At 60.2% G+C, this 20,818-nt stretch carries 19 protein-coding genes; 14 read left to right on the forward strand and 5 right to left on the reverse strand.

Translation table 11 applies throughout. The features are described from left to right. The first annotated feature begins 155 nt into the window (after positions 1-155). The 9 genes from AAEZ09_RS15730 (at position 156) to AAEZ09_RS15770 (ending at position 10,699) form a co-directional block, all read left to right on the forward strand. The gene (locus AAEZ09_RS15730) at positions 156-887 is read left to right on the forward strand and encodes a response regulator (RefSeq protein WP_045057899.1); all 732 of its coding nucleotides are present in this window, start codon (positions 156-158) and stop codon (positions 885-887) included. Then, complete coding sequence (locus AAEZ09_RS15735; protein WP_205892696.1) at positions 877-2,346, forward strand: ATP-binding protein; 1,470 nt, start codon at positions 877-879, stop codon at positions 2,344-2,346. The genes AAEZ09_RS15730 and AAEZ09_RS15735 overlap by 11 nt, the downstream gene beginning before the upstream one ends. Before the next feature lie 234 nt (positions 2,347-2,580). Beyond that, a complete protein-coding gene (locus tag AAEZ09_RS15740; RefSeq protein ID WP_350599978.1) occupies positions 2,581-3,840 on the forward strand; it encodes a D-mannose isomerase in 1,260 nt (419 codons plus the stop codon). Between the two features lie 116 nt (positions 3,841-3,956). Then, a complete protein-coding gene (locus AAEZ09_RS15745) occupies positions 3,957-5,255 on the forward strand; it encodes an ABC transporter substrate-binding protein (protein WP_045059713.1) in 1,299 nt (432 codons plus the stop codon). 154 nt (positions 5,256-5,409) lie between these two features. Further along, entirely contained in the window at positions 5,410-6,318 is a 909-nt protein-coding gene (locus AAEZ09_RS15750) for a carbohydrate ABC transporter permease (RefSeq protein WP_045059712.1), read from the forward strand. After that, the gene (locus AAEZ09_RS15755; RefSeq protein ID WP_045059711.1) at positions 6,311-7,156 is read left to right on the forward strand and encodes a carbohydrate ABC transporter permease; all 846 of its coding nucleotides are present in this window, start codon (positions 6,311-6,313) and stop codon (positions 7,154-7,156) included. The genes AAEZ09_RS15750 and AAEZ09_RS15755 overlap by 8 nt, the downstream gene beginning before the upstream one ends. A 3-nt stretch (positions 7,157-7,159) precedes the next feature. After that, on the forward strand, positions 7,160-8,320 hold the full coding sequence (locus AAEZ09_RS15760) for an ABC transporter ATP-binding protein (protein WP_350599980.1): 1,161 nt from the start codon (positions 7,160-7,162) through the stop codon (positions 8,318-8,320). A gap of 69 nt (positions 8,321-8,389) precedes the next feature. Continuing rightward, positions 8,390-9,736, forward strand: a complete 1,347-nt coding sequence (locus AAEZ09_RS15765; protein ID WP_122840174.1) for a carbohydrate porin — start codon at positions 8,390-8,392, stop codon at positions 9,734-9,736. 114 nt (positions 9,737-9,850) lie between these two features. Beyond that, entirely contained in the window at positions 9,851-10,699 is an 849-nt protein-coding gene (locus AAEZ09_RS15770) for a D-hexose-6-phosphate mutarotase (protein WP_350599982.1), read from the forward strand. A gap of 151 nt (positions 10,700-10,850) precedes the next feature. On the opposite strand, the gene AAEZ09_RS15775 is transcribed toward AAEZ09_RS15770, so the two are convergent. Beyond that, positions 10,851-11,711: a MurR/RpiR family transcriptional regulator gene (locus AAEZ09_RS15775; RefSeq protein WP_177328568.1), complete on the reverse strand. Its 861-nt coding sequence runs from the start codon at positions 11,709-11,711 to the stop codon at positions 10,851-10,853. 224 nt (positions 11,712-11,935) lie between these two features. On the opposite strand from AAEZ09_RS15775, the gene zwf reads away from it, so the two are divergent. The 3 genes from zwf to AAEZ09_RS15790 are packed head-to-tail and all read left to right on the forward strand — an operon-like array spanning position 11,936 to position 14,788. Beyond that, positions 11,936-13,405 (forward strand): glucose-6-phosphate dehydrogenase, encoded by a 1,470-nt coding sequence (gene zwf, locus AAEZ09_RS15780; protein WP_045060432.1) that lies wholly within the window; start codon positions 11,936-11,938, stop codon positions 13,403-13,405. Then, positions 13,392-14,105: a 6-phosphogluconolactonase gene (gene pgl / locus AAEZ09_RS15785; RefSeq protein ID WP_122840176.1), complete on the forward strand. Its 714-nt coding sequence runs from the start codon at positions 13,392-13,394 to the stop codon at positions 14,103-14,105. Before zwf ends, pgl begins: the two co-directional genes overlap by 14 nt. A 17-nt stretch (positions 14,106-14,122) precedes the next feature. Then, a complete protein-coding gene (locus AAEZ09_RS15790) occupies positions 14,123-14,788 on the forward strand; it encodes a bifunctional 4-hydroxy-2-oxoglutarate aldolase/2-dehydro-3-deoxy-phosphogluconate aldolase (protein WP_205892680.1) in 666 nt (221 codons plus the stop codon). A gap of 223 nt (positions 14,789-15,011) precedes the next feature. Here the strand turns inward: AAEZ09_RS15790 and AAEZ09_RS15795 are convergent, their stop codons facing one another. Beyond that, complete coding sequence (locus AAEZ09_RS15795; protein WP_350599984.1) at positions 15,012-16,193, reverse strand: aminotransferase class V-fold PLP-dependent enzyme; 1,182 nt, start codon at positions 16,191-16,193, stop codon at positions 15,012-15,014. A 14-nt stretch (positions 16,194-16,207) separates the two neighbouring features. Further along, positions 16,208-16,444: a DUF3820 family protein gene (locus AAEZ09_RS15800; RefSeq protein ID WP_045061551.1), complete on the reverse strand. Its 237-nt coding sequence runs from the start codon at positions 16,442-16,444 to the stop codon at positions 16,208-16,210. Positions 16,445-16,648: 204 nt separating this feature from the next. Here AAEZ09_RS15800 and AAEZ09_RS15805 point away from each other — a divergent pair, with 204 nt between their 5' ends. Further along, positions 16,649-17,116, forward strand: a complete 468-nt coding sequence (locus AAEZ09_RS15805; RefSeq protein WP_045061535.1) for a PA2169 family four-helix-bundle protein — start codon at positions 16,649-16,651, stop codon at positions 17,114-17,116. A gap of 80 nt (positions 17,117-17,196) precedes the next feature. Here the strand turns inward: AAEZ09_RS15805 and AAEZ09_RS15810 are convergent, their stop codons facing one another. Then, complete coding sequence (locus AAEZ09_RS15810; RefSeq protein WP_045061536.1) at positions 17,197-17,667, reverse strand: MaoC family dehydratase; 471 nt, start codon at positions 17,665-17,667, stop codon at positions 17,197-17,199. A 41-nt stretch (positions 17,668-17,708) separates the two neighbouring features. Then, entirely contained in the window at positions 17,709-18,653 is a 945-nt protein-coding gene (locus tag AAEZ09_RS15815; RefSeq protein WP_045061537.1) for an alpha/beta hydrolase, read from the reverse strand. A gap of 229 nt (positions 18,654-18,882) precedes the next feature. Between AAEZ09_RS15815 and fadD2 the strand changes: the two genes are divergently transcribed. Then, on the forward strand, positions 18,883-20,571 hold the full coding sequence (gene fadD2 / locus AAEZ09_RS15820; RefSeq protein WP_350599986.1) for a long-chain-fatty-acid--CoA ligase FadD2: 1,689 nt from the start codon (positions 18,883-18,885) through the stop codon (positions 20,569-20,571). Positions 20,572-20,818: the final 247 nt, after the last annotated feature.

Here is a 20,818-nt window from a genome sequence, read left to right on the forward strand (position 1 = left end):
GGGCAAGCCACGCTCCCACAGGATTACCTGCATCTGAAAATGTGCGCATGACCTTGTGGGAGCGGGCTTGCCCGCGATGGGGTCCGAACAGGCAATAAATTTCTGAGGTTCATCAGGCATAATCCGCCCAACTCAAACAACAAGGACGCCGCCCCGTGAGCTCAGTCAACAAGTCGATTTTGTTGGTCGATGACGATCAGGAAATACGCGAGTTGCTGGATACCTACCTGACCCGCGCGGGTTTCCAGGTGCGTACCACACCGGACGGCGCCGGCTTCCGGCAGGCCATGAACGAGGCGCCGAGCGACCTGGTGATCCTCGACGTGATGCTGCCCGATGAAGACGGCTTCAGCCTGTGCCGCTGGATTCGCCAGCATCCGCGGCAGGCCCAGGTGCCCATCATCATGCTCACCGCCAGCTCCGATGAAGCTGACCGCGTCATCGGCCTGGAGCTCGGTGCCGACGATTACCTCGGCAAACCCTTCAGTCCCCGGGAACTGCAGGCGCGGATCAAGGCGCTGCTGCGGCGCGCACAATTTGCTCAGGAACGCTCCGGCGGTGAGGTGCTGGCCTTCGATGACTGGCGCCTGGACATGGTCAGCCACCGGCTGTTCCACACCGACGGCGAGGAAGTCATTCTCTCCGGCGCCGATTTCGCCTTGCTCAAACTGTTTCTCGATCACCCCCAGGAAATCCTCGACCGCGACACCATCGGCAACGCCACCCGTGGCCGCGACCTGATGCCCCTGGATCGTATCGTCGACATGGCGGTCAGCCGCCTGCGCCAACGCCTGCGCGACACGGAAAAACCGCCACGGCTGATCCGCACCGTGCGCGGCAGCGGCTATCAGCTGGCAGCCAATGTGGTTGCCAGCAATGGTCACTGAGTTCCTGCGCAAACTGGCGGCCAGGGTGCCGGTGCCGCGTTCGCTGCTGGGGCGGATGTTGCTGCTGACACTGTTGGCGGTGTTGTTTGCGCAGGCGTTGTCGAGCGTGATCTGGGTGTCGCAGCTGCGTGCTACCCAGCTCGAAGGCCTGGTCACCAGTGCCCGCAGCCTCGCGCACTCAATGACCGCCAGCGTCAGTTACTTTCGATCCCTGCCCGTCGCCTTCAGGCCGCTGGTCCTTGACCAGTTGCGCAGCATGGGCGGCACCCGTTTTGTCGTGACGCTCAACGACAAACCCCTGGGCATGGAAGTGCTGCCGATCACCCCGCGTAAAGCGGCGGTGCTCAAGGCGGTGGACGAAGTGTTGCGCCAGTCCTTGGGACAGGACGCGGACATCTCCGTGACCTTCGTCAGCCCCGAGGACCTGCGAATTTTCAACGGCGGCCTGAAACTCGACGAGTTGCCACGCTCCTGGGCGCATTACGCGCTGACCCTGGAGCCGGTGAATCCACCGGTGCTGGTCACGCAGATCCAGATGGCGCCCGGCGAATGGTTGTACATCGCCTCGCTCCTGCCCGAGCCTTACACCAGCCTGGAAGAGCAGGGCCTGCCTGCGCAGCAAGTGTGGTTCATCGTGCTCACCAGTGGCTTTTTGCTGTTGTTCATCGGCTTGCTGGTGCACTGGCAAAGCCGGCCGCTCAAGCGCCTGGCGCGAGCCGCGCGAGACATGTCCCTGGGCGCCGAGGTAGAGCCAGTGGCTGAAGGCGGTGGCAGTGAAGTGGTCGAAGTGGGCCGCGCTTTCAACGCCATGCGTGAACGCATCAGCCGCTACCTGACCGAGCGCAGCCAGTTGTTCAGTGCCATTTCCCACGACCTGCGCACGCCGATTACCCGGTTGCGCCTGCGCGTGGAATTGCTCGAGGACGAACAGTTGCAAGCCAAGTTCGGCCGCGATCTGGATGAGCTGGAATTGCTGGTCAAAGGTGCGCTGCAATGCGTGAAAGACACCGACATCCACGAGAACATCGAGGCGGTGGACCTCAATCACGTGCTCGATTGCCTGGTGGAGCCGTACCTGGCGCCCAACGGCAACGGTCGCGTCACCCAGCAGGGCCGGGCGCTGGCGGCCTACCCTGGCAAGCCGCTGGCACTGAAGCGGTGCATTGGCAACCTGATCGACAATGCCTTGAAGTACGGGCAGAACGCGCACTTGCATATCGATGACGATGAAAGCGCGTTCATCCTGCATGTCGATGATGAAGGCCCGGGTGTGCCGGAGCAGCGTTTGGAGCAGGTGTTCGAACCGCACTTCCGGCTGGCAGGGCAGCAGCAGGGGTATGGGTTGGGGTTGGGCATTGCGCGCAATATCGCCCACAGTCATGGCGGCGAAGTCAGCCTGCAGAACCTGCGTGAAGGTGGGTTGCGGGTGACGTTACAGTTGCCGCGTAGTGTTGAGTAGGTACACCGCGTAATCGTTCTTCGCGGGCGAGCCCGCTCCCACAGGATTACCTGCATTCTCAAATTATGTGCATAACCCTGTGGGAGCGGGCTTGCCCGCGAAGGCGTCAGTCGATCCAACCCATACCCAGATCAAATGTCACAAAGTGGTGACATAACCCGCCCCCTTCGTTACAAGCCCGCCACCCCCCGTTGTTTAGACTGCCCCCAGTCATAACAACAAAAAAGGCACCCCATGCACACCTTCCAACCCGTCTTCAGCAGCTGGCTGAACGCCCCCGCGCATCAGCAATGGCTGGCCGCCGAAGGCTTGCGCCTGCTGGCGTTCGCTAAAGCCTCCAGACTGCCTGAAGGCTTCGGTAACCTTGATGAAAAGGGCCGCCTCCCGGCCAATGCCCGCGCCGAAACCATGAACACCGCACGCATGACCCACAGCTTTGCCATGGCTCACATCCAGGGCCTGCCGGGCTTTGCCGAGCTGGTAGACCATGGCGTCAAGGCCCTCAGCGGGCCAATGCGCGATGCCGAGCATGGTGGCTGGTTCGCCGTTGCCGATCATCAGGACGGCAACACCGGCAAGGCCGCCTACCTGCACGCCTTCGTCGCTTTGGCTGCCAGCTCCGCTGTCGTCGCGCAACGGCCTGGCGCGCACGCCTTGCTCGCTGACGCGATCAACATTATCGACACGCGTTTCTGGAGTGAAGAGGAGGGCGCCCTGCGCGAATCCTTCAATCGCGACTGGAGTGAAGAGGAGCGCTACCGCGGCGCCAACAGCAACATGCACGCCACCGAAACCTTCCTCGCCCTGGCCGATGTCACCACGGACAAACGCTGGCTGTGCCGCGCCCAGCGCATTGTCGAGCGGGTGATCCGTGATCACGCGGCCGCCAACGACTACCTGGTGGTCGAACACTTTGACCGCGACTGGCAGCCCCTGCGCGAGTACAACCACGACAACCCGGCGGACGGTTTTCGCCCCTACGGCACCACACCCGGCCACGGGTTCGAGTGGGCGCGGCTGTTGCTGCACCTCGAAGCGGCACGGGTCCAGGCCGGGATGCTTACGCCGGGCTGGCTGGTCACCGACGCGCAAAAACTCTTCGAGCACAACTGCCGTCACGGTTGGGAGGTCGATGGTGCACCCGGTCTTGTCTATACCCTCGACTGGGACAATCGCCCGGTGGTGCGGCACCGTCTGCACTGGACCCATTGCGAGGCCAGCGCCGCCGCCAGCGCATTGCTCAAGCGCACCGGCGACAGCCAGTACGAAGCCTGGTACCGGCTGTTCTGGGAATTCTGTGACCGTTACTTCATCGATCGCGAAGCCGGCAGCTGGCATCACGAACTGGACCCGCAAAACCGTGCCAGTGCCGATATCTGGCCGGGCAAACCCGACCTGTATCACGCCTGGCAGGCCGTCCTCATTCCCGGCCTGCCCCTGGCGCCGAGCCTGGCCACCGCTCTGGGGCGCGTGTCCCAGGGTGTTCCTGTGTAACCATGTGGTGACATTCCAGCGTCCCTTCGTTACCTGCGAGGGGCTGACTCCTGTTTAAAATCCATGCAGCGCAAGCACCAGACTTGCATGCATAACAACAAGAAAGGTACTTCCAGATGAATGCGATTTCTCGCCTCGCTACGCTCATTTCTCTTGCCTCCCTGTCTGCGCTCCCTCTCAGTGCTCTTGCCGCCGATGCCAAAGGTTCGGTGGAAGTGGTTCACTGGTGGACGTCGGGTGGTGAAAAAGCAGCGGTCGATGTACTCAAGGCTCAAGTTGAAAAAGACGGCTTCACCTGGAAAGACGGCGCCGTAGCCGGGGGTGGCGGTTCAACGGCCATGACCGTGTTGAAAAGCCGCGCCGTCGCCGGCAACCCGCCTGGCGTTGCCCAGATCAAGGGCCCCGACATCCAGGAATGGGGCAGCACCGGCCTGCTCAGTACCGACACCCTGACCGACGTCGCCAAGGCGGAAAACTGGGACGGCCTGCTGTCGAAGAAGGTCTCCGACACCGTCAAGTACGAAGGTGACTACGTTGCCGTGCCGGTGAACATCCACCGCGTCAACTGGCTGTGGATCAACCCGGAAGTCTTCAAGAAAGCCGGGATCGACAAGGCTCCCACCACCCTCGAAGAATTCTACGCCGCCGGCGACAAGCTCAAGGCCGCCGGCTTCATCGCCCTGGCCCACGGCGGTCAGCCTTGGCAGGACAGCACTGTATTCGAAGACGTGGTGCTCTCGACCATGGGCGCCGAAGGCTACAAGAAAGCCCTGGTAGACCTGGACCAGAAAACCCTGTCTGGCGCTGAAATGACCAAGGCTTTTACCGAACTGAAAAAGCTCACCGGCTACATGGACCAGAACCGCGCCGGTCGTGACTGGAACATCGCTGCCGCCGACGTTATCAACGGCAAGGCCGGCATGCAGATGATGGGCGACTGGGCGAAAAGCGAATGGACGGCGGCGAAGAAAGTCGCCGGCAAGGACTACCAGTGCGTGCCGTTCCCGGGCACCGAAAAAGCCTTCACCTACAACATCGATTCCCTGGCCGTGTTCAAGCTCAAGGCCGATCGCAAAGGCGACATCGCCGCTCAGCAAGACCTGGCCAAGGTCGCCCTGGGGACCGATTTCCAGAAAGTCTTCAGCATGAACAAAGGCTCGATTCCGGTGCGCACCGACATGCTCAACGACATGAGCGCCCTGGGCTTCGATTCCTGCGCCCAGACCGCAGCCAAGGACTTCCTGGCTGACGAGAAGACTGGCGGCCTGCAACCGAGCATGGCGCACAACATGGCCACCTCCCTGGCCGTGCAGGGTGCGATCTTCGACGTGGTCACCAACTTCATGAACGACAAGGATGCTGACCCGGCCAAGGCCAGCGCCCAACTGGCATCGGCTGTCAAAGCGGCCCAGTAATCCCCGACAGCGAGTGAGCCCCTGGTAGGAGCTGCCGCAGGCTGCGATCTTTTGATCTTGATTGTAAAAAAACAAAATCAAAAGATCGCAGCCTGCGGCAGCTCCTACGAGGGATCGCACTTCGATCCTTTATATTTAAACCTGGATTATCCCGATGAGCTCTGTGGCGGTTTTCAGCAAAGCCTCACCGTTCGATGCGCTGCAACGCTGGTTACCCAAGTTGGTACTCGCGCCGAGCATGCTCATCGTGTTGGTTGGTTTCTACGGTTACATCATCTGGACATTCGTCCTGTCCTTCACCAATTCCAGCTTCATGCCGAGCTACAAATGGGTCGGCCTGCAGCAGTACACCCGGCTGCTGGACAACGACCGCTGGTGGGTCGCGAGCAAGAACCTCGCCCTGTTTGGCGGCATGTTCATCGGCATCAGCCTGGTGCTGGGGGTGTTCCTGGCGGTGCTGCTGGACCAGCGCATTCGCAAGGAAGGCTTCATTCGCACCGTCTACCTGTACCCGATGGCGCTGTCGATGATCGTCACCGGTACCGCCTGGAAATGGCTGCTCAATCCAGGCCTTGGCCTGGACAAGATGCTGCGTGACTGGGGCTGGGAAGGTTTTCGGCTTGACTGGCTGGTGGATCAGGATCGCGTCGTGTATTGCCTGGTGATCGCTGCCGTATGGCAAGCCTCCGGGTTTGTCATGGCGATGTTCCTGGCCGGCCTGCGCGGTGTCGATCAATCGATCATCCGTGCCGCGCAAGTCGACGGTGCGAGCTTGCCGACCATCTACCTGAAGATCGTGTTGCCGAGCCTGCGCCCGGTATTTTTCAGCGCCTTCATGATCCTCGCGCACATCGCGATCAAGAGCTTCGACCTGGTGGCTGCAATGACCGCAGGCGGCCCGGGCTACTCGTCCGACCTGCCAGCGATGTTCATGTATTCCTTCACCTTCAGCCGTGGCCAGATGGGCATTGGTTCGGCCAGCGCCATGATGATGCTCGGCGCGATCCTGGCGATCCTGGTGCCTTACCTGTACTCGGAACTGCGAGGCAAACGCCATGAGTAATCAACTGGGCAAACCGGCGCTCAGCTTCAGCCGCATCGCCATTTACGCCACGTTGTTGCTGGCCGCCGCGGTCTACCTGATCCCGCTGGTGGTGATGCTGCTGACCAGCTTCAAAACCCCCGAGGACATCCGCACCGGCAACCTGCTGAGCTGGCCAACCGTGATCGATGGCATTGGCTGGCTCAAGGCCTGGGACAGTGTCGGCAGTTACTTCTGGAACTCGGTGAAAATCACCGTGCCCGCAGTGCTGATCTCCACCTTCATCGGTGCAATGAATGGCTACGTGCTGTCGATGTGGCGCTTCCGTGGCTCGCAACTGTTCTTCGGCCTGTTGCTGTTCGGCTGCTTCCTGCCGTTCCAGACCGTCCTGCTGCCAGCCTCGTTCACCCTCGGCAAGCTCGGCCTGGCCAACACCACCACCGGCCTGGTGCTGGTGCACGTGGTCTACGGCCTGGCGTTCACCACGCTGTTCTTTCGCAACTACTACGTGAGCATTCCGGATGCGCTGGTCAAGGCGGCACGCCTGGATGGCGCGGGCTTCTTCACGATCTTCTGGAAGATCCTGCTGCCGATGTCGATCCCTATCGTCATGGTCTGCCTGATCTGGCAGTTCACGCAGATCTGGAATGACTTCCTGTTCGGCGTGGTATTCGCCAGCGGCGATGCACAACCGATCACCGTGGCCCTGAACAACCTGGTCAACACCAGCACCGGGGCCAAGGAATACAACGTTGATATGGCTGCCGCGATGATCGCCGGGCTGCCGACACTGCTGGTCTACATATTCGCTGGCAAGTATTTCCTGCGTGGGCTGACGTCCGGCGCGGTCAAGGGGTAGAACATGGCAACTCTCGAATTACGTAACGTCAACAAGACCTACGGTGCCGGCTTGCCGGATACCCTGAAGAACATCGAACTGAAGATCAATGACGGTGAGTTCCTGATCCTGGTCGGTCCGTCGGGCTGCGGTAAGTCCACGCTGATGAACTGCATCGCCGGCCTGGAGAACATCAGCGGCGGCGCGATCCTGGTGGACGACGCCGACATCAGCGGCATGAGCCCCAAGGATCGCGACATCGCCATGGTGTTCCAGTCCTACGCGCTGTACCCGACCATGAGCGTGCGCGACAACATCGCTTTCGGCTTGAAGATTCGCAAAATGCCGGCGGCCGAAATCGACGAAGAAGTTGCGCGCGTGGCTAAGCTGCTGCAAATCGAACACCTGCTCAACCGCAAACCGGGCCAACTCTCTGGCGGCCAGCAACAGCGTGTGGCCATGGGCCGGGCACTGGCGCGGCGGCCGAAGATTTACCTGTTCGATGAGCCGCTGTCCAACCTCGACGCCAAGCTGCGAGTCGAGATGCGCACCGAAATGAAATTGATGCACCAGCGTCTGAAAACTACCACGGTCTACGTGACCCACGACCAGATCGAAGCGATGACCCTGGGCGACAAAGTGGCGGTGATGAAAGACGGGATCATCCAGCAGTTCGGCACGCCGAAAGACATCTACAACAACCCGGCCAACCTGTTCGTGGCGAGCTTCATCGGCTCGCCGCCGATGAACTTCATCCCCCTGCGTTTGCAGCGCAAGGACGGTCGCCTGCTGGCATTGCTCGACAGCGGCCAGGCCCGTTGCGAGTTGCCACTGGGCATGCAGGACGCCGGTCTGGAAGATCGTGAAGTGATTCTGGGCCTGCGTCCGGAGCAGATCGTGCTGGCGGGCAACGAGCCGAACGGGCTGCCGACCATTCGCGCTGAGGTCCAGGTGACCGAACCGACCGGCCCCGACACCCTGGTGTTCGTCAACCTCAACGACACCAAGGTGTGCTGCCGCCTGGCGCCGGACGTCGCGCCAAATGTCGGCGAGACCCTGACCCTGCAATTTGATCCGTCGAAGGTTTTGTTATTCGACGCCAAGACCGGCGAGCGCCTGGGGGTTGCCGGCCAACCAAAAGCCGAAGCCCACAGCGCCAACGTCGCCCAGTTCAAGGGTCGCTGATGTAGGAGCGAGGATTTGTAAACCGCGTTAGATAAAAACAGTTAATAACAATAAAACGAGGATGTAGGGATGAAGAAGAAGAACAACGCTCAGCTGATCTGCCAATTGTCAGCGATTGCGGCGATGAGCCTGGCTGGCACCGTGCACGCTGCTGAAGCGTTCAGCCCCGAGTCGAAGTGGATGACGGGCGACTGGGGTGGTGAGCGGACCAAGCTGATCGAGGCGGGCTACGATTTCACCCTGGAGTACGTGGGCGAAGTCGGCTCCAACCTCAAGGGCGGCTACAACGATGACACCACGGCGCGCTACAGCGACCAGTTTGCCTTGGGGGCGCAACTGGACCTGGAAAAGATCTTCGGCTGGAAAGACGCCGAGTTCAAACTGGCGATCACCGAGCGTAGCGGCAAGAACATCTCCAACGATCGCATCGGCGATCCACGGGCTGGCACCTTCAGTTCTTCCCAGGAAGTCTGGGGCCGGGGCCAGACCTGGCGCCTGACGCAATTGTGGGTCAAGCAGAAGTATTTCGATGGCGCCCTGGACGTCAAGGCCGGTTACTTCGGCGAAGGCGAAGACTTCAACAGCTTCCCGTGCGACTTCCAGAACCTGGCGTTCTGCGGCTCGCAAGTGGGTAACTGGGTGGGCGGCATCTGGTACAACTGGCCGGTCAGCCAGGCGGCGATCCGCGTGAAGTACAACATCAACGACGAGCTCTACGCGCAGATCGGCGCGTACAACCAGAACCCGTCGCAACTGGAAACCGGCAACGGCTTCAAGCTCAGCGGCAGCGGCACCAAGGGCACCATCATTCCAGTCGAGCTGGTGTGGTCGCCAAACGTCAACAGCCTGCCGGGCGAGTACCGCGTCGGTTACTACAAAAGCACCGCCAAGGCCGACGACGTTCGTGAAGATGCCAACGGCAACGACGCGGCCGTCAGCGGTGATGCGTACCGCAGCCACAGCAGCAAGTCCGGCTACTGGTTCGTCGCCCAGCAACAGCTGACCGACCACAATGGCGACAAGAGCCGTGGCCTGAGCATCGCGGCCAACGCCACCTTCCACGACAAGGACACCAACGTCGTGGACAACTATCAGAACCTGATGCTGGTCTACAAAGGCCCGTTCAACGCGCGCCCCAAAGACGATGTGGGCATCGGGATCGCCCGTATCCACGTCAACGAAGACGCGCAGAAAAACCGCAAGCTGATCAATGGCGTCAACGGCATCGACGACTACGACAACCCGGCCTTCCTGCCTATCCAGGACACCGAGTACAACGCTGAAATCAACTACGGTTTTCACGTCACCAACTGGCTGACCGTGCGTCCCAACCTGCAGTACGTGAAGCACCCCGGTGGTGTGGATCAGGTGGACGACGCGATCGTGGCCGGCCTGAAAATTCAGTCGGTGTTCTAACGCTGTTGCGATAAGCTTCTCTCCATGTGCGCATTTTTGCGGACGGCCAAGGCTGTCCGCTTTTTTTTGGGGCGGGCACTTCCCGGTAACAGATGATTTTCAGGACTGCGGCACATGCATGAGCATCCGCTACAACGCTTCTTCAAATCCTTGCGCGAGCGTCCTGTGTTCGCGTGGGAGCGCTATCAACTGCGCGACGTGCTGGTGATCGATCATCCGCTCTGCCAGGCGGTGTTCAGTCGCCAGGGTGCGCAGTTGCTGCACTTCCAGCCCAAAGGCCAGAAACCCTGGCTGTGGTGCGCAGCGAAGTGGCCGCATGTCGGCGCGATTCGAGGCGGGGTGCCGGTGTGCTGGCCGTGGTATGGCCGCCATCCGAGCGAAAACGCCTGGCCGTCCCATGGCTGGGCGCGTCTGCTCGACTGGAAGTTACTCGACAGCAGCACGGACGACGACGGCGTGCGCCTGCACTGGCAACTGCAACTGTGCGACTGGCAAGTGGACCTGCATGCGCACCTTGGCGAGCGCCTGGACCTACGCCTGGCGACTGAGCATCAGGACAGCCTGCCGTGTCAGTTGAGTCAGGCTTTGCACGCCTACTGGCGTATTGGCGACGTGGGCGAGGTAGCGCTGTCTGGGCTCGATGGGGTGCAAGGTTACGACCAGTTGAAGCGCCAGGCATGCCAGCAGGAAGGAGAGCTGCGGGTGGATGGCGGCTGCCAGCGAGTGTTCCAGCACGAGGGCGAATTACAGCTCAAGGACCCTGTCTGGCAGCGGCAGTTGTGCATCGATACCGGGGATGACGCAAACACCGTGGTCTGGCACCCGGGGACGCGGCCGTTGCTGGGAGTGAGCTGGAACGAGATGTCTGAATTTGTCTGTGTCGAGGCGGCGAGTGGAGGTGGGCGGGGACTGGCGCCGGGGGAGCGGGCGAATTTGAGTTTGCAGGCGCGGGTGGGGGCTTAGCTCGGAATGGGTGGTGTTGCGGCTGGCCTCATCGCGGGCAAGCCCGCTCCCACAGGGATCTGCGAAGCGCACGAATCCATGCTCACTGAAGATCTCTGTGGGAGCGGGCTTGCCCGCGATGAGGCCCGACCAGGCAACACCGATGTTGGGCTTAGTTAAACTCATCCCCCACCGGATACCGGCTCGCATTCAGGCTCTCTTTGATCTTACGCAAATGCGGTTGGAAATCCACGCCCCGGCGCAGGGTCATGCCGGTTGCCAGTACATCCAGCACGGTCAGTTGAATGATCCGCGAGGTCATCGGCATGTAGATGTCGGTGTCTTCCGGCAGTGGAATATTCAGGCTCAGGGTGCTGGCCTTGGCCAGGGGCGAGCCCTCAGCGGTCAAGCCCAGCACCGAGGCGCCGTTTTCCCGGGCAATGCGCGCCACTTCCACCAGCTCGCGGGTGCGGCCGGTGTAGGAAATGATCACGAACAGTTCACCGGTATGTGCCACCGACGCAATCATGCGCTGCATCAGCACGTCGGCATGGGCGGTGACGGCCAGGTTGAAACGGAAGAACTTGTGCTGCGCATCCAGCGCGACCGGGGCTGAAGCACCGAGGCCGAAGAAGTGGATCTGCCGGGCCTGGATCAACAGGTCGACAGCGCGGCTGATCAGGTTCGGGTCCAGGGCCTGCAGGGCGCTGTCCAGGGACGCGATGGCGCTGCCGAAAATCTTCTGGGTATAGGCTTCCGGATTATCGTCCGCCTCGACCGCACGGCTGACGTACGCGGCTCCGCTGGCCAGGCTCTGGGCCAGTTGCAGCTTGAGTTCCGGGTAGCCGCTGACACCGAACGAACGGCAGAAACGGTTGACCGTCGGCTCACTGACCTTCGAGGCCTGGGCGAGGGCGGCGATGCTGAAGCGGGTGGCCTGCTGTGGGTTGAGCAGGATCACCTCGGCGACTTTGCGTTCGGCCTTGTTCAGGTCTTCAAGGCGATTCTGGATCTGTTCCAGTAAATTTCGCACGCGGTCCATATATGTTCCTTGATTCACCTGTAAAAAGCCGCTCGGCTATGCGAATTGAGCCTTTGGTGAGGCCCGGGACGGTGGCCTATCCTACTGATGGCTCCGACTGACCACCACTCGCAATCCATATTTTGCGAAAATGTTGTGGTTATTACTACATTTTCTCTTGAGCGATGCCTTGAAAAAAGGTATTTGTAGCTTAACTTGATAAAAGAACCAACATCATGCCTTCGATTACGGTTGAACCGTGCACCTTTGCCTTGTTCGGCGCCCTTGGCGACCTGGCCCTGCGCAAGCTGTTTCCTGCTCTCTACCAGCTTGACGGTGCAGGCCTGCTGCACGAGGACACGCGCATCATCGCGCTGGCCCGTGAGCCGGGCAGCCAACAGGAGCACCTGGCGTTTATCGCCACGGAGCTGCGCCGCTACGTGGGCGCCAAGGAGCTGGACGAAGCCGTGGTCGAGCGTTTCCTCGCCCGCTTGAGTTACCTGCATGTCGATTTCCTCAAGGCCGATGATTACGTCGCCCTGGCGGAGCAAGCCGGTAGCGCCCAGCGAGTCATCGCCTATTTCGCCACCCCGGCCGCCGTCTACGGCGCCATCTGCGAAAACCTGGCGAAAGTCGGCCTGGCTGAAAATACCCGCGTGGTGCTGGAAAAACCGATCGGCTCGGACCTGGAATCCTCGCGCACGGTCAACGACGCGGTGGCCGAGTTTTTCCCGGAAAACCGCACCTATCGCATCGACCACTACCTGGGCAAGGAAACCGTCCAGAACCTGATCGCCCTGCGATTTGCCAACAGCCTGTTCGAAACCCAGTGGAACCAGAACTACATCTCCCACGTGGAAATTACCGTGGCCGAGAAAGTCGGGATCGAAGGCCGCTGGGGCTACTTCGACAAGGCCGGCCAGCTGCGCGACATGATCCAGAATCACCTGCTGCAGCTGCTGTGCCTGATCGCCATGGACCCGCCAGCCGACCTGTCCGCCGACAGTATTCGCGACGAGAAGGTCAAGGTGCTCAAGGCGCTGGCGCCGATCAGCCCGGAAGGCCTGACCACCCAAGTGGTGCGCGGCCAGTACATCGCCGGCTACAGCGAAGGCAAACCGGTGCCGGGCTATCTTGAAGAGCCGAATTCCAATACCCAGAGCGACACCGAAACCTTTGTCGCCCTACGCGCCGACATTCGCAACTGGCGCTGGGCCGGTGTGCCGTTTTACCTGCGTACCGGCAAGCGCATGCCGCAGAAGCTGTCGCAGATCGTCATCCATTTCAAGGAGCCGTCGCACTACATCTTCGCGCCGGAGCAGCGCCTGCAAATCAGCAACAAGCTGATTATCCGCCTGCAGCCGGACGAAGGCATTTCCTTGCGTGTGATGACCAAGGAGCAAGGCCTGGATAAGGGCATGCAGCTGCGCAGCGGTCCGTTGCAGCTGAATTTTTCCGATACCTGGCGTAGCGCACGGATTCCCGATGCCTACGAACGGTTGTTGCTGGAAGTAATGCGCGGCAATCAGAACCTGTTTGTCCGTAAAGATGAAATCGAAGCCGCGTGGAAGTGGTGTGACCAGTTGATCGCCGGGTGGAAAAAATCCGGTGATGCGCCCAAGCCGTACGCGGCCGGGTCCTGGGGCCCCATGAGCTCCATTGCACTGATCACGCGGGACGGGAGGTCGTGGTATGGCGATATCTGATTTGAAACTGCCTCAGGGCGTCAGCGCCCATGAGTACAAGAGCCCGGTGCTGTTGGCCGATGCCTTGGCACTGAATGTGGCCAAGCAGCTGAGTGACGCTATTGATGCTCGCGGCACCGCGACGCTGGTGGTGTCCGGTGGCCGTAGCCCGGTGGCCTTTTTCCAGAACCTGGCCAGGCAAAAGCTCGACTGGTCCAAGGTGGTTGTCACCCTGGCCGACGAGCGCTGGGTGCCGGTCGAGCATGCCGACAGCAATGCCGGGCTGCTCAAGCGCTACCTGCTGCAAGGCCCGGCGGCCAAGGCGCAATTCCTGAGCCTGTACAGCGCCACGGCGAACCTGGAGCTGGCCGCCGAGCAAGCCGATCGTCTGTTGGCAGAGTTGCCGCCGATCGACGTGCTGATACTCGGCATGGGCGATGACGGTCATACCGCGTCGCTGTTTCCCAACAGCCCGAACCTGGCTGAAGCGTTGGCAGCCGATGGCACTCGACGCTGCTACCCGATGCTGGCCCCGACCGTGCCGCATCAGCGCCTGACCATGAGTCGTGCGCTGCTGGCCTCGGCCGAGACCACAGTTCTATCGATTTCCGGTCAGTCCAAGCTGACCACCCTGAGTGCCGCATTGGCCGGTGACGATGTCGGCGCCATGCCGATTCGCGCGTTTCTGCAACCTACGTTAGAGATTTACTGGTGCCCATGAGCCAAGGATCAGCCGCTATGAAAAACACTCCCCCGACCGTTTCCATGGCGGACAAAGTTGCCCTGATCGACAGCCTCTGCGCCAAGGCGCGGATTCTGCCGGTCATCACCATCGCTCGCGAGCAGGATGTCCTGCCCCTGGCCGATGCCCTTGCCGCCGGTGGCCTGACTGCCCTGGAAGTGACCTTGCGTTCGCAGTTCGGCCTCAAGGCTATCCAGATTCTGCGCGAGCAGCGCCCGGAACTGATGACCGGTGCCGGTACCGTGCTGGATCGCAGCATGCTGGCCGCGGCCGAGGCGGCAGGTTCGCAGTTCATCGTCACGCCAGGCATTACTCGTGACCTGCTGGAAGCCAGTGTCGACAGCCCGATTCCACTGTTGCCGGGGATCAGCAATGCTTCCGGGATCATGGAGGGTTATGGCCTGGGCTATCGCCGTTTCAAGCTGTTCCCGGCGGAAGTCAGCGGTGGCGTCGCGGCGATCAAAGCCCTGGGCGGTCCGTTCGGCGAAGTTAAATTCTGCCCGACTGGCGGCGTTAGCCCGGCCAACATCAAAAGCTACATGGCGTTGAAAAACGTGATGTGCGTGGGCGGCAGCTGGATGCTTGATCCGGAGTGGATCAGGAACGGCGACTGGGCCCGCATCCAGGAATGCACTGCCGAGGCGTTGGCGCTGCTGGACTGATTGGTTTTACTGACACGTCGTTGTGTGTTCTACGGCTTTAACGGTGCGCTTGGTCGGTGCACCGTTTTTTTTGTCTGAAGAAAGCCCCACCGTGTACGCCATAACCCTGTAGGAGCGAGCTTGCTCGCGATGGCCGTTAACGATAACGCTGGAAACCTGACACCCCTTGGCGGTCTCAGGTTTTTCGCGAGCAAGCTCGCTCCTACAGCGGGGCGGTGGTGAATCAGCGCAACTGGTCCAGCGCCTTGATCAGCGCCGCGATATCCGCCGCTGTGGTCGTCAGCCCCGGTGTTATGCGGATACAGGGTCCGCTCGCCGCGCCGCTGCGTACAACGGTGAACAGGTTGAACTCATTCAACAGCCGGTCGACCATCACCTGTTGATCCGCATGCCGGGTAAACCGCATCGAGGTTATCGCGCAATACAACCGTGGGTCGTCCGGGGTCATCACCTCGATACCCGGCCAATTCCGCACCGCCCGGACCCACTCATTGCGCAGATAATTAAGCCGCGCGCCTTTGGCTGCGGAGCCGCCCATGGCCAGGTGTTCCTCGAACACCAGCGGCAGCGTCAGCAGCGCCGGGATATTGGGGGTGCTGTACGGCGTGCGGGCGCGAATGTCGTTGAGCGGGAAATGCTGCTCGCCCATGTCCGGGTCAATATCCGCCAGGCGCTCCGGGGCGATGTACATGAAACCCAGTGTCAGCGGCGCACCGATCCACTTGTGCAGGTTGTAACCGGCGAAAACAATGCCCAGCTCTGCGAGATTGAACTTCATCTGCCCCAGCGCATGGGCGCCGTCGAGAATCACATCGATGCCGTGTTCCCTCGCAGCCGCCGCAATGGCCTGCACCGGCATCACCAGCCCGGTGCGATGGGTGACGTGGGTCAATGCCATCAGCTTGAGCCGTGGGTAACGCTCGAAAGCCTCACGGTAACTGGCCAGCAGCGAGTCGAAAGAGGCGGGGTGCTGGTGATCAATCTCTATCACCTCCACACCGCGATAACGCGCCAGCCAGCGCATGGCACCTTTTACCGTGTCGTATTCGAGGTCGCAGATCAGCACCTGATCGCCCGGCTGCAGGCGGTTGTAATTGCGGATCAGCGATTGCAGGGCGTCGGTGGCGTTACGGGTCAGGGCAACGGCTTGCGCCCGCACGCCAATCAGCTCCGCCAGCTGCGCGCGAATCTCCAGGCTTTCGACCTGTTCGAAGCGCTGGCGCACATGAACCGAGTTGCTGCGGTTGATCAGCTCGATGTTGCGCTGGTATTCCTCGACCACCGTGCGCGACATTCGGCCGAAATAACCGTTTTCAAGATTGATCGGGCCAGGTTCCTTCGAGTAACGATCGGCAAACGTCAGCCAGAACAGCTCATCACGGGCGCGGCGGGTGTTATCGGGCATGGCTTACTCAGTCTTCAATGACGCGGGGCAGGTTTGCCGTGTTTGGCGCGCAGCGGTTCAAGCAGCTCCGACAGGCCGTTGTGGTCGATCTCCTGCATCAGGGCCAGCAGGCCGCCCAGTTCGCCGTGGGGAAAACCTTCCCGGGCAAACCAATTAAGGTACTGGCCGGGAAGGTCGGCAATGATGCGTCCTTTGTATTTTCCAAAGGGCATTTGGCGAGTAATCAGCAGTTCGAGCTTTTGCGGGTTCATCATTTGATCGTCTTGAGTCAGTCACATTTGAAAATACAGGCATTCTGCATGCAGGCCAAATGACAGATCATGCAAAAAAAGCGGATGCAGATTTCGCGATAAAACATAAATCATTGAAATATAACGAATTTATTTTCAGTGAAAAGCTGGCATGCAGGGTGCAATAGCTATTGCATCTTTCATCAACCCGCAAGGAATTGAAAAATGACCGACATGAATAAAGAAGCCATCTCTGTACTCAACGACCTGATCGAAGTTAGCAAAGACGGTCAGGAAGGGTTCAAGACCTGCGCCGAAGACATCAAGCACCCAGAACTCAAAACCCTGTTCGTGACCCGTTCCGCTGATTGCGCAACCGCCGCGGCAGAACTGCAGGCAGCCGTGCGTTCCATGGGTGGCGATCCGGAAACTTCCACCAGCGTCAGCGGCGATCTGCACCGCCGTTGGGTTGACGTGAAGGCCATGTTCACCGGCAAGGATGAAGAAGCCGTGTTGAACGAAGCCGAGCGCGGTGAAGACCATGCGCTGAAGGCTTACAAAGAAGCCATCGAAAAAATCAACAAGCACAATCTGGTGGGCATTCGTGACCTGGTTGAGCGTCAGTACCACGGCGTACAACGCAACCACGACCAGGTCAAAGCCCTGCGTAACCAGGCTCGCGCTCGCTCGTAAGCGTTCGTAGCAGCCAAAAAAACGCCGGTTGATCCGGCGTTTTTTTCGTCAAAAGATCGCAGCCTGCGATCTTTTGCTTTTCAACCGATGCTGATCGCCGGCAATGTGGTCAACGTCACGGTCTGCTGCTTGCGCGGCGCCAGAATCTCCGCTTCACCATCCACTACCAGCTCATCACGCTGATTGAAAACGCGAGTCGCAATGCGCACGCGAAACTTCGGCAGTTTTTCGAGGATTTCAAGGCGCACGGTCAACGTGTCGCCAATCTTTACCGGCTTCTGGAAGCTCATCTGCTGGCCGATGTAGATAGTCCCGGGCCCGGGCAGTTCGCAGGCCACGGCTGCGCTGATCAAGGCGCCGCTGAACATGCCATGGGCGATACGCTCCTTGAACATGGTGCCTGCCGCATATTCGGCGTCCAGGTGCACCGGGTTGTGATCGCCGGACATCGCGGCGAACAACTGGATGTCGCGCTCTTCGACCGTTTTGCTGTAGCTGGCGGTCTGGCCGACTTCGAGGGCTTCATAAGGGGTGTTGGTAACCTGGGTCATCTGTTTCAATTCCTGTCACGAATAAATAAATCGCAAAAAAACTATTCCGACCGGGTGGGTCGGCGGTGGCTCAGCGCCTGCTCGATCCAGTTCAACAGATCGTTGATAACCTGATCGCGGTTGATCTCGTTGAAGAGTTCATGCCGGGCCTGGGGGTAAATAATCAGATGCAGATTCTGGCTGCCGGCCTTGCGCAGGGCATTGGCCAGACCTTTGAGACGCTTGCCTTCACTCACCGGATCACATTCGCCGCCAATCACCAGCAACGGCAGGCCCGGATCAATCTGCGCGAGATTGGACGCTTTGCTGATTTGCTGCAAGCCGCCCAGCAAATCGACCCACAGCTGATTGGTGCAGCGCATGCCGCAAAGCGGGTCGTTGATGTACTTGTCGACTTCGGCCGGGTCGCGGCTCAGCCAGTCAAAAGGCGTACGTACCGGCTTGAAATGCTTGTTGAACGAGCCGAACGACAACCACTCGATCAGCGCACTGCGGCCCTTGGGACCTTGGCGCAGCCGTTCGGCGCGGGCGATCTGCCGGGCGGCGCGATAAAGCGCCACGGGCTGGAAGTTCGAGCCGCTCAGCACAGCGCCGTGCAGGCTGGCGCTGTGGTGCAGCAGATAGGCCTGGGCGAGGTAGCTGCCCATGCTGTGGCCGATCAGCAGGATCGGCACCCCGGGATGCTGCTGACCGACGTGCTGATTGAGGCTCGCCAGGTCGCCGACGACCTTGCACCAGCCATCGTCGTCGGCGAAATGCCCCAAGGTGCCATTTTCGGCGGTTTTGCCATGTCCTCGCAGGTCGGGGGCATAGACACCGTAGCCCTGCTCGCAGAGTTTTTGCGCCAGGCCTTGGTAGCGGGCGCTGTGCTCCGCCATGCCGTGGGCCAGCAGCACGATGGCTTTCAGGGGAGGGGTGGGTAGCCACTGATTGACGAACAGGCGACTGCGGTCACTCGCGGTCAGCCAGAAAGTGTCGTGGATCATGGCGATTCCTTTGCGCTGGGTCGATGCATTGTATAGCGCATTCCGGGTGCGGCCGTGCGAACTGCCTTACACCACGGCAGGAAGATTCACACGATCAATGACGGTATCGGTCATGTTTGCCTGATTCGCCATAACTGCTAGTGTCCGTGAAGCTCCGCTTTTCGCGTCAGGTCTGACGAAACTGACAGAACAGCGGCCCGGATAGGTTCAGGTAAAGAGGACAAGAACAATGCAACCTGATTTCTGGAATGACAAACGCCCGGCCGGCGTACCCCTGAACATCGACCTTGGGGCCTACAAGTCGGTCATTGAGGTGTTCGAGCGTTCCTGCAAGAAATTCGCCGACCGCCCGGCCTTCAGCAACATGGGCGTGACCCTGACCTACGCCGAACTGGAACGCTACAGCGCCGCGTTTGCCGGTTACCTGCAAGCCCATACCGACCTGGTGCCAGGCGATCGCATCGCGGTACAGATGCCGAATGTCCTGCATTACCCGATCGCCGTGTTTGGCGCCTTGCGTGCCGGCCTGATTGTGGTCAATACCAACCCGTTGTACACCGCGCGGGAAATGCGCCATCAATTCAAGGATTCCGGTGCCCGGGCGCTGGTGTACCTGAACATGTTCGGGCAAAAGGTCCAGGAAGTGCTGCCGGACACCGACATCCAGTACTTGATCGAAGCCAAAATGGGCGACCTGATGCCGGCCGCGAAGGGCTGGCTGATCAATACCGTGGTCGACAAAGTGAAGAAAATGGTTCCGGCCTATTCACTGCCCCAGGCCATCTCCTTCAAGAGCGCGCTGCGCATGGGCAAGGGGCAGGGGATCAAACCGTTGAACGCCGGTCTCGACGATGTCGCAGTGCTGCAGTACACCGGCGGCACCACTGGCCTGGCCAAGGGCGCGATGCTGACCCACGGCAACCTGGTGGCGAACATGCAACAGGCGCGGGCCTGCCTTGGTCAGTTCGGTACCGACGGCCAGCCGCTGCTGCGTGAAGGGCAGGAGGTGATGATTGCGCCGCTGCCGCTGTATCACATCTATGCCTTCACGGCGAACTGCATGTGCATGATGGTCACCGGCAACCATAACGTGCTGATCACCAATCCACGGGACATCAAGGGCTTTATCAAGGAACTGAAGAGCTGGCGTTTTTCCGCGTTGCTGGGTTTAAACACTTTGTTTGTCGCGTTGATGGATCATCCGGATTTCAAGACCCTGGACTTCTCCAGCCTCAAGCTGACCAATTCCGGTGGTACTGCGTTGGTCAAGGCCACTGCCGAACGCTGGGAAAAACTCACCGGATGCCGCATCACCGAAGGCTACGGCCTGACCGAAACGTCACCGGTGGCGTGCACCAACCCCTACGGTGACAAGTCGCGCATCGGTACGGTGGGCCTGCCAGTACCGGGTACCACGCTGAAAATCATCAACGATGAAGGTGTCGAGCAAGCCTTGGGCGAACGCGGCGAGCTGTGCATCAAGGGCCCGCAGATCATGAAAGGCTACTGGCAGAAGCCTGAGGCGACGGCCGAAGTACTGGATGCCGAGGGCTGGTTCAAGTCCGGCGATATTGCAGTGATCGACCCGGATGGTTTTGTGCGCATCGTCGATCGCAAGAAGGACATGATCATCGTCTCGGGTTTCAACGTGTACCCGAACGAGATCGAGGACGTAATGATGGCTCATCCGAAAGTCGCCAACTGCGCGGTGATCGGTGTACCTGACGAGCGCTCGGGGGAGGCGGTGAAATTGTTTGTAGTGGCGCGCGAATCCGGGGTCAGCCTTGAAGAGCTGAAGGCCTACTGCAAGGAAAACTTCACGGCTTACAAAGTACCCAAGCATATTGTGTTGCGCGAATCGTTGCCGATGACGCCGGTGGGCAAGATATTGCGGCGGGAGCTGCGTGATATTGCTTAGTGATCAGTAGAGTTGGATGACGCCAAAAGATCGCAGCCTTCGGCAGCTCCTACATGAGAATGCGTTCCTCTGTAGGAGCTGCCGAAGGCTGCGATCTTTTGCTTCCAGGCGACCAATAGAATTTTTGCTCTAAAACTGACTATAAGCTATTCAAGAGTCACCAGCGTGACTGTAGAGCCCGCTTTTGGCTCTGGTCGACCCTTGGCAAAGCTGCTACTCTCGGCGCGCTTTGGGACTTCCCGGCCTT

The organism is Pseudomonas sp. 65/3-MNA-CIBAN-0223, assembly GCF_040310425.1.
Classification (GTDB): Bacteria; Pseudomonadota; Gammaproteobacteria; order Pseudomonadales; family Pseudomonadaceae; genus Aquipseudomonas; species Aquipseudomonas gregormendelii.

Excerpts from the sequence above, each read along its gene's own strand:
- AAEZ09_RS15735 (WP_205892696.1), top strand. The coding sequence starts at position 877 with ATGGTCACTGAGTTCCTGCGCAAACTGGCGGCCAGGGTGCCGGTGCCG.
- AAEZ09_RS15740 (WP_350599978.1), top strand. The coding sequence starts at position 2,581 with ATGCACACCTTCCAACCCGTCTTCAGCAGCTGGCTGAACGCCCCCGCG.
- AAEZ09_RS15745 (WP_045059713.1), top strand. The coding sequence starts at position 3,957 with ATGAATGCGATTTCTCGCCTCGCTACGCTCATTTCTCTTGCCTCCCTG.
- AAEZ09_RS15750 (WP_045059712.1), top strand. The coding sequence starts at position 5,410 with ATGAGCTCTGTGGCGGTTTTCAGCAAAGCCTCACCGTTCGATGCGCTG.
- AAEZ09_RS15755 (WP_045059711.1), top strand. The coding sequence starts at position 6,311 with ATGAGTAATCAACTGGGCAAACCGGCGCTCAGCTTCAGCCGCATCGCC.
- AAEZ09_RS15760 (WP_350599980.1), top strand. The coding sequence starts at position 7,160 with ATGGCAACTCTCGAATTACGTAACGTCAACAAGACCTACGGTGCCGGC.
- AAEZ09_RS15765 (WP_122840174.1), top strand. The coding sequence starts at position 8,390 with ATGAAGAAGAAGAACAACGCTCAGCTGATCTGCCAATTGTCAGCGATT.
- AAEZ09_RS15770 (WP_350599982.1), top strand. The coding sequence starts at position 9,851 with ATGCATGAGCATCCGCTACAACGCTTCTTCAAATCCTTGCGCGAGCGT.
- zwf (WP_045060432.1), top strand. The coding sequence starts at position 11,936 with ATGCCTTCGATTACGGTTGAACCGTGCACCTTTGCCTTGTTCGGCGCC.
- pgl (WP_122840176.1), top strand. The coding sequence starts at position 13,392 with ATGGCGATATCTGATTTGAAACTGCCTCAGGGCGTCAGCGCCCATGAG.
- AAEZ09_RS15790 (WP_205892680.1), top strand. The coding sequence starts at position 14,123 with ATGAAAAACACTCCCCCGACCGTTTCCATGGCGGACAAAGTTGCCCTG.
- AAEZ09_RS15795 (WP_350599984.1), bottom strand. The coding sequence starts at position 16,193 with ATGCCCGATAACACCCGCCGCGCCCGTGATGAGCTGTTCTGGCTGACG.
- AAEZ09_RS15800 (WP_045061551.1), bottom strand. The coding sequence starts at position 16,444 with ATGAACCCGCAAAAGCTCGAACTGCTGATTACTCGCCAAATGCCCTTT.
- AAEZ09_RS15805 (WP_045061535.1), top strand. The coding sequence starts at position 16,649 with ATGACCGACATGAATAAAGAAGCCATCTCTGTACTCAACGACCTGATC.
- AAEZ09_RS15810 (WP_045061536.1), bottom strand. The coding sequence starts at position 17,667 with ATGACCCAGGTTACCAACACCCCTTATGAAGCCCTCGAAGTCGGCCAG.
- AAEZ09_RS15815 (WP_045061537.1), bottom strand. The coding sequence starts at position 18,653 with ATGATCCACGACACTTTCTGGCTGACCGCGAGTGACCGCAGTCGCCTG.
- fadD2 (WP_350599986.1), top strand. The coding sequence starts at position 18,883 with ATGCAACCTGATTTCTGGAATGACAAACGCCCGGCCGGCGTACCCCTG.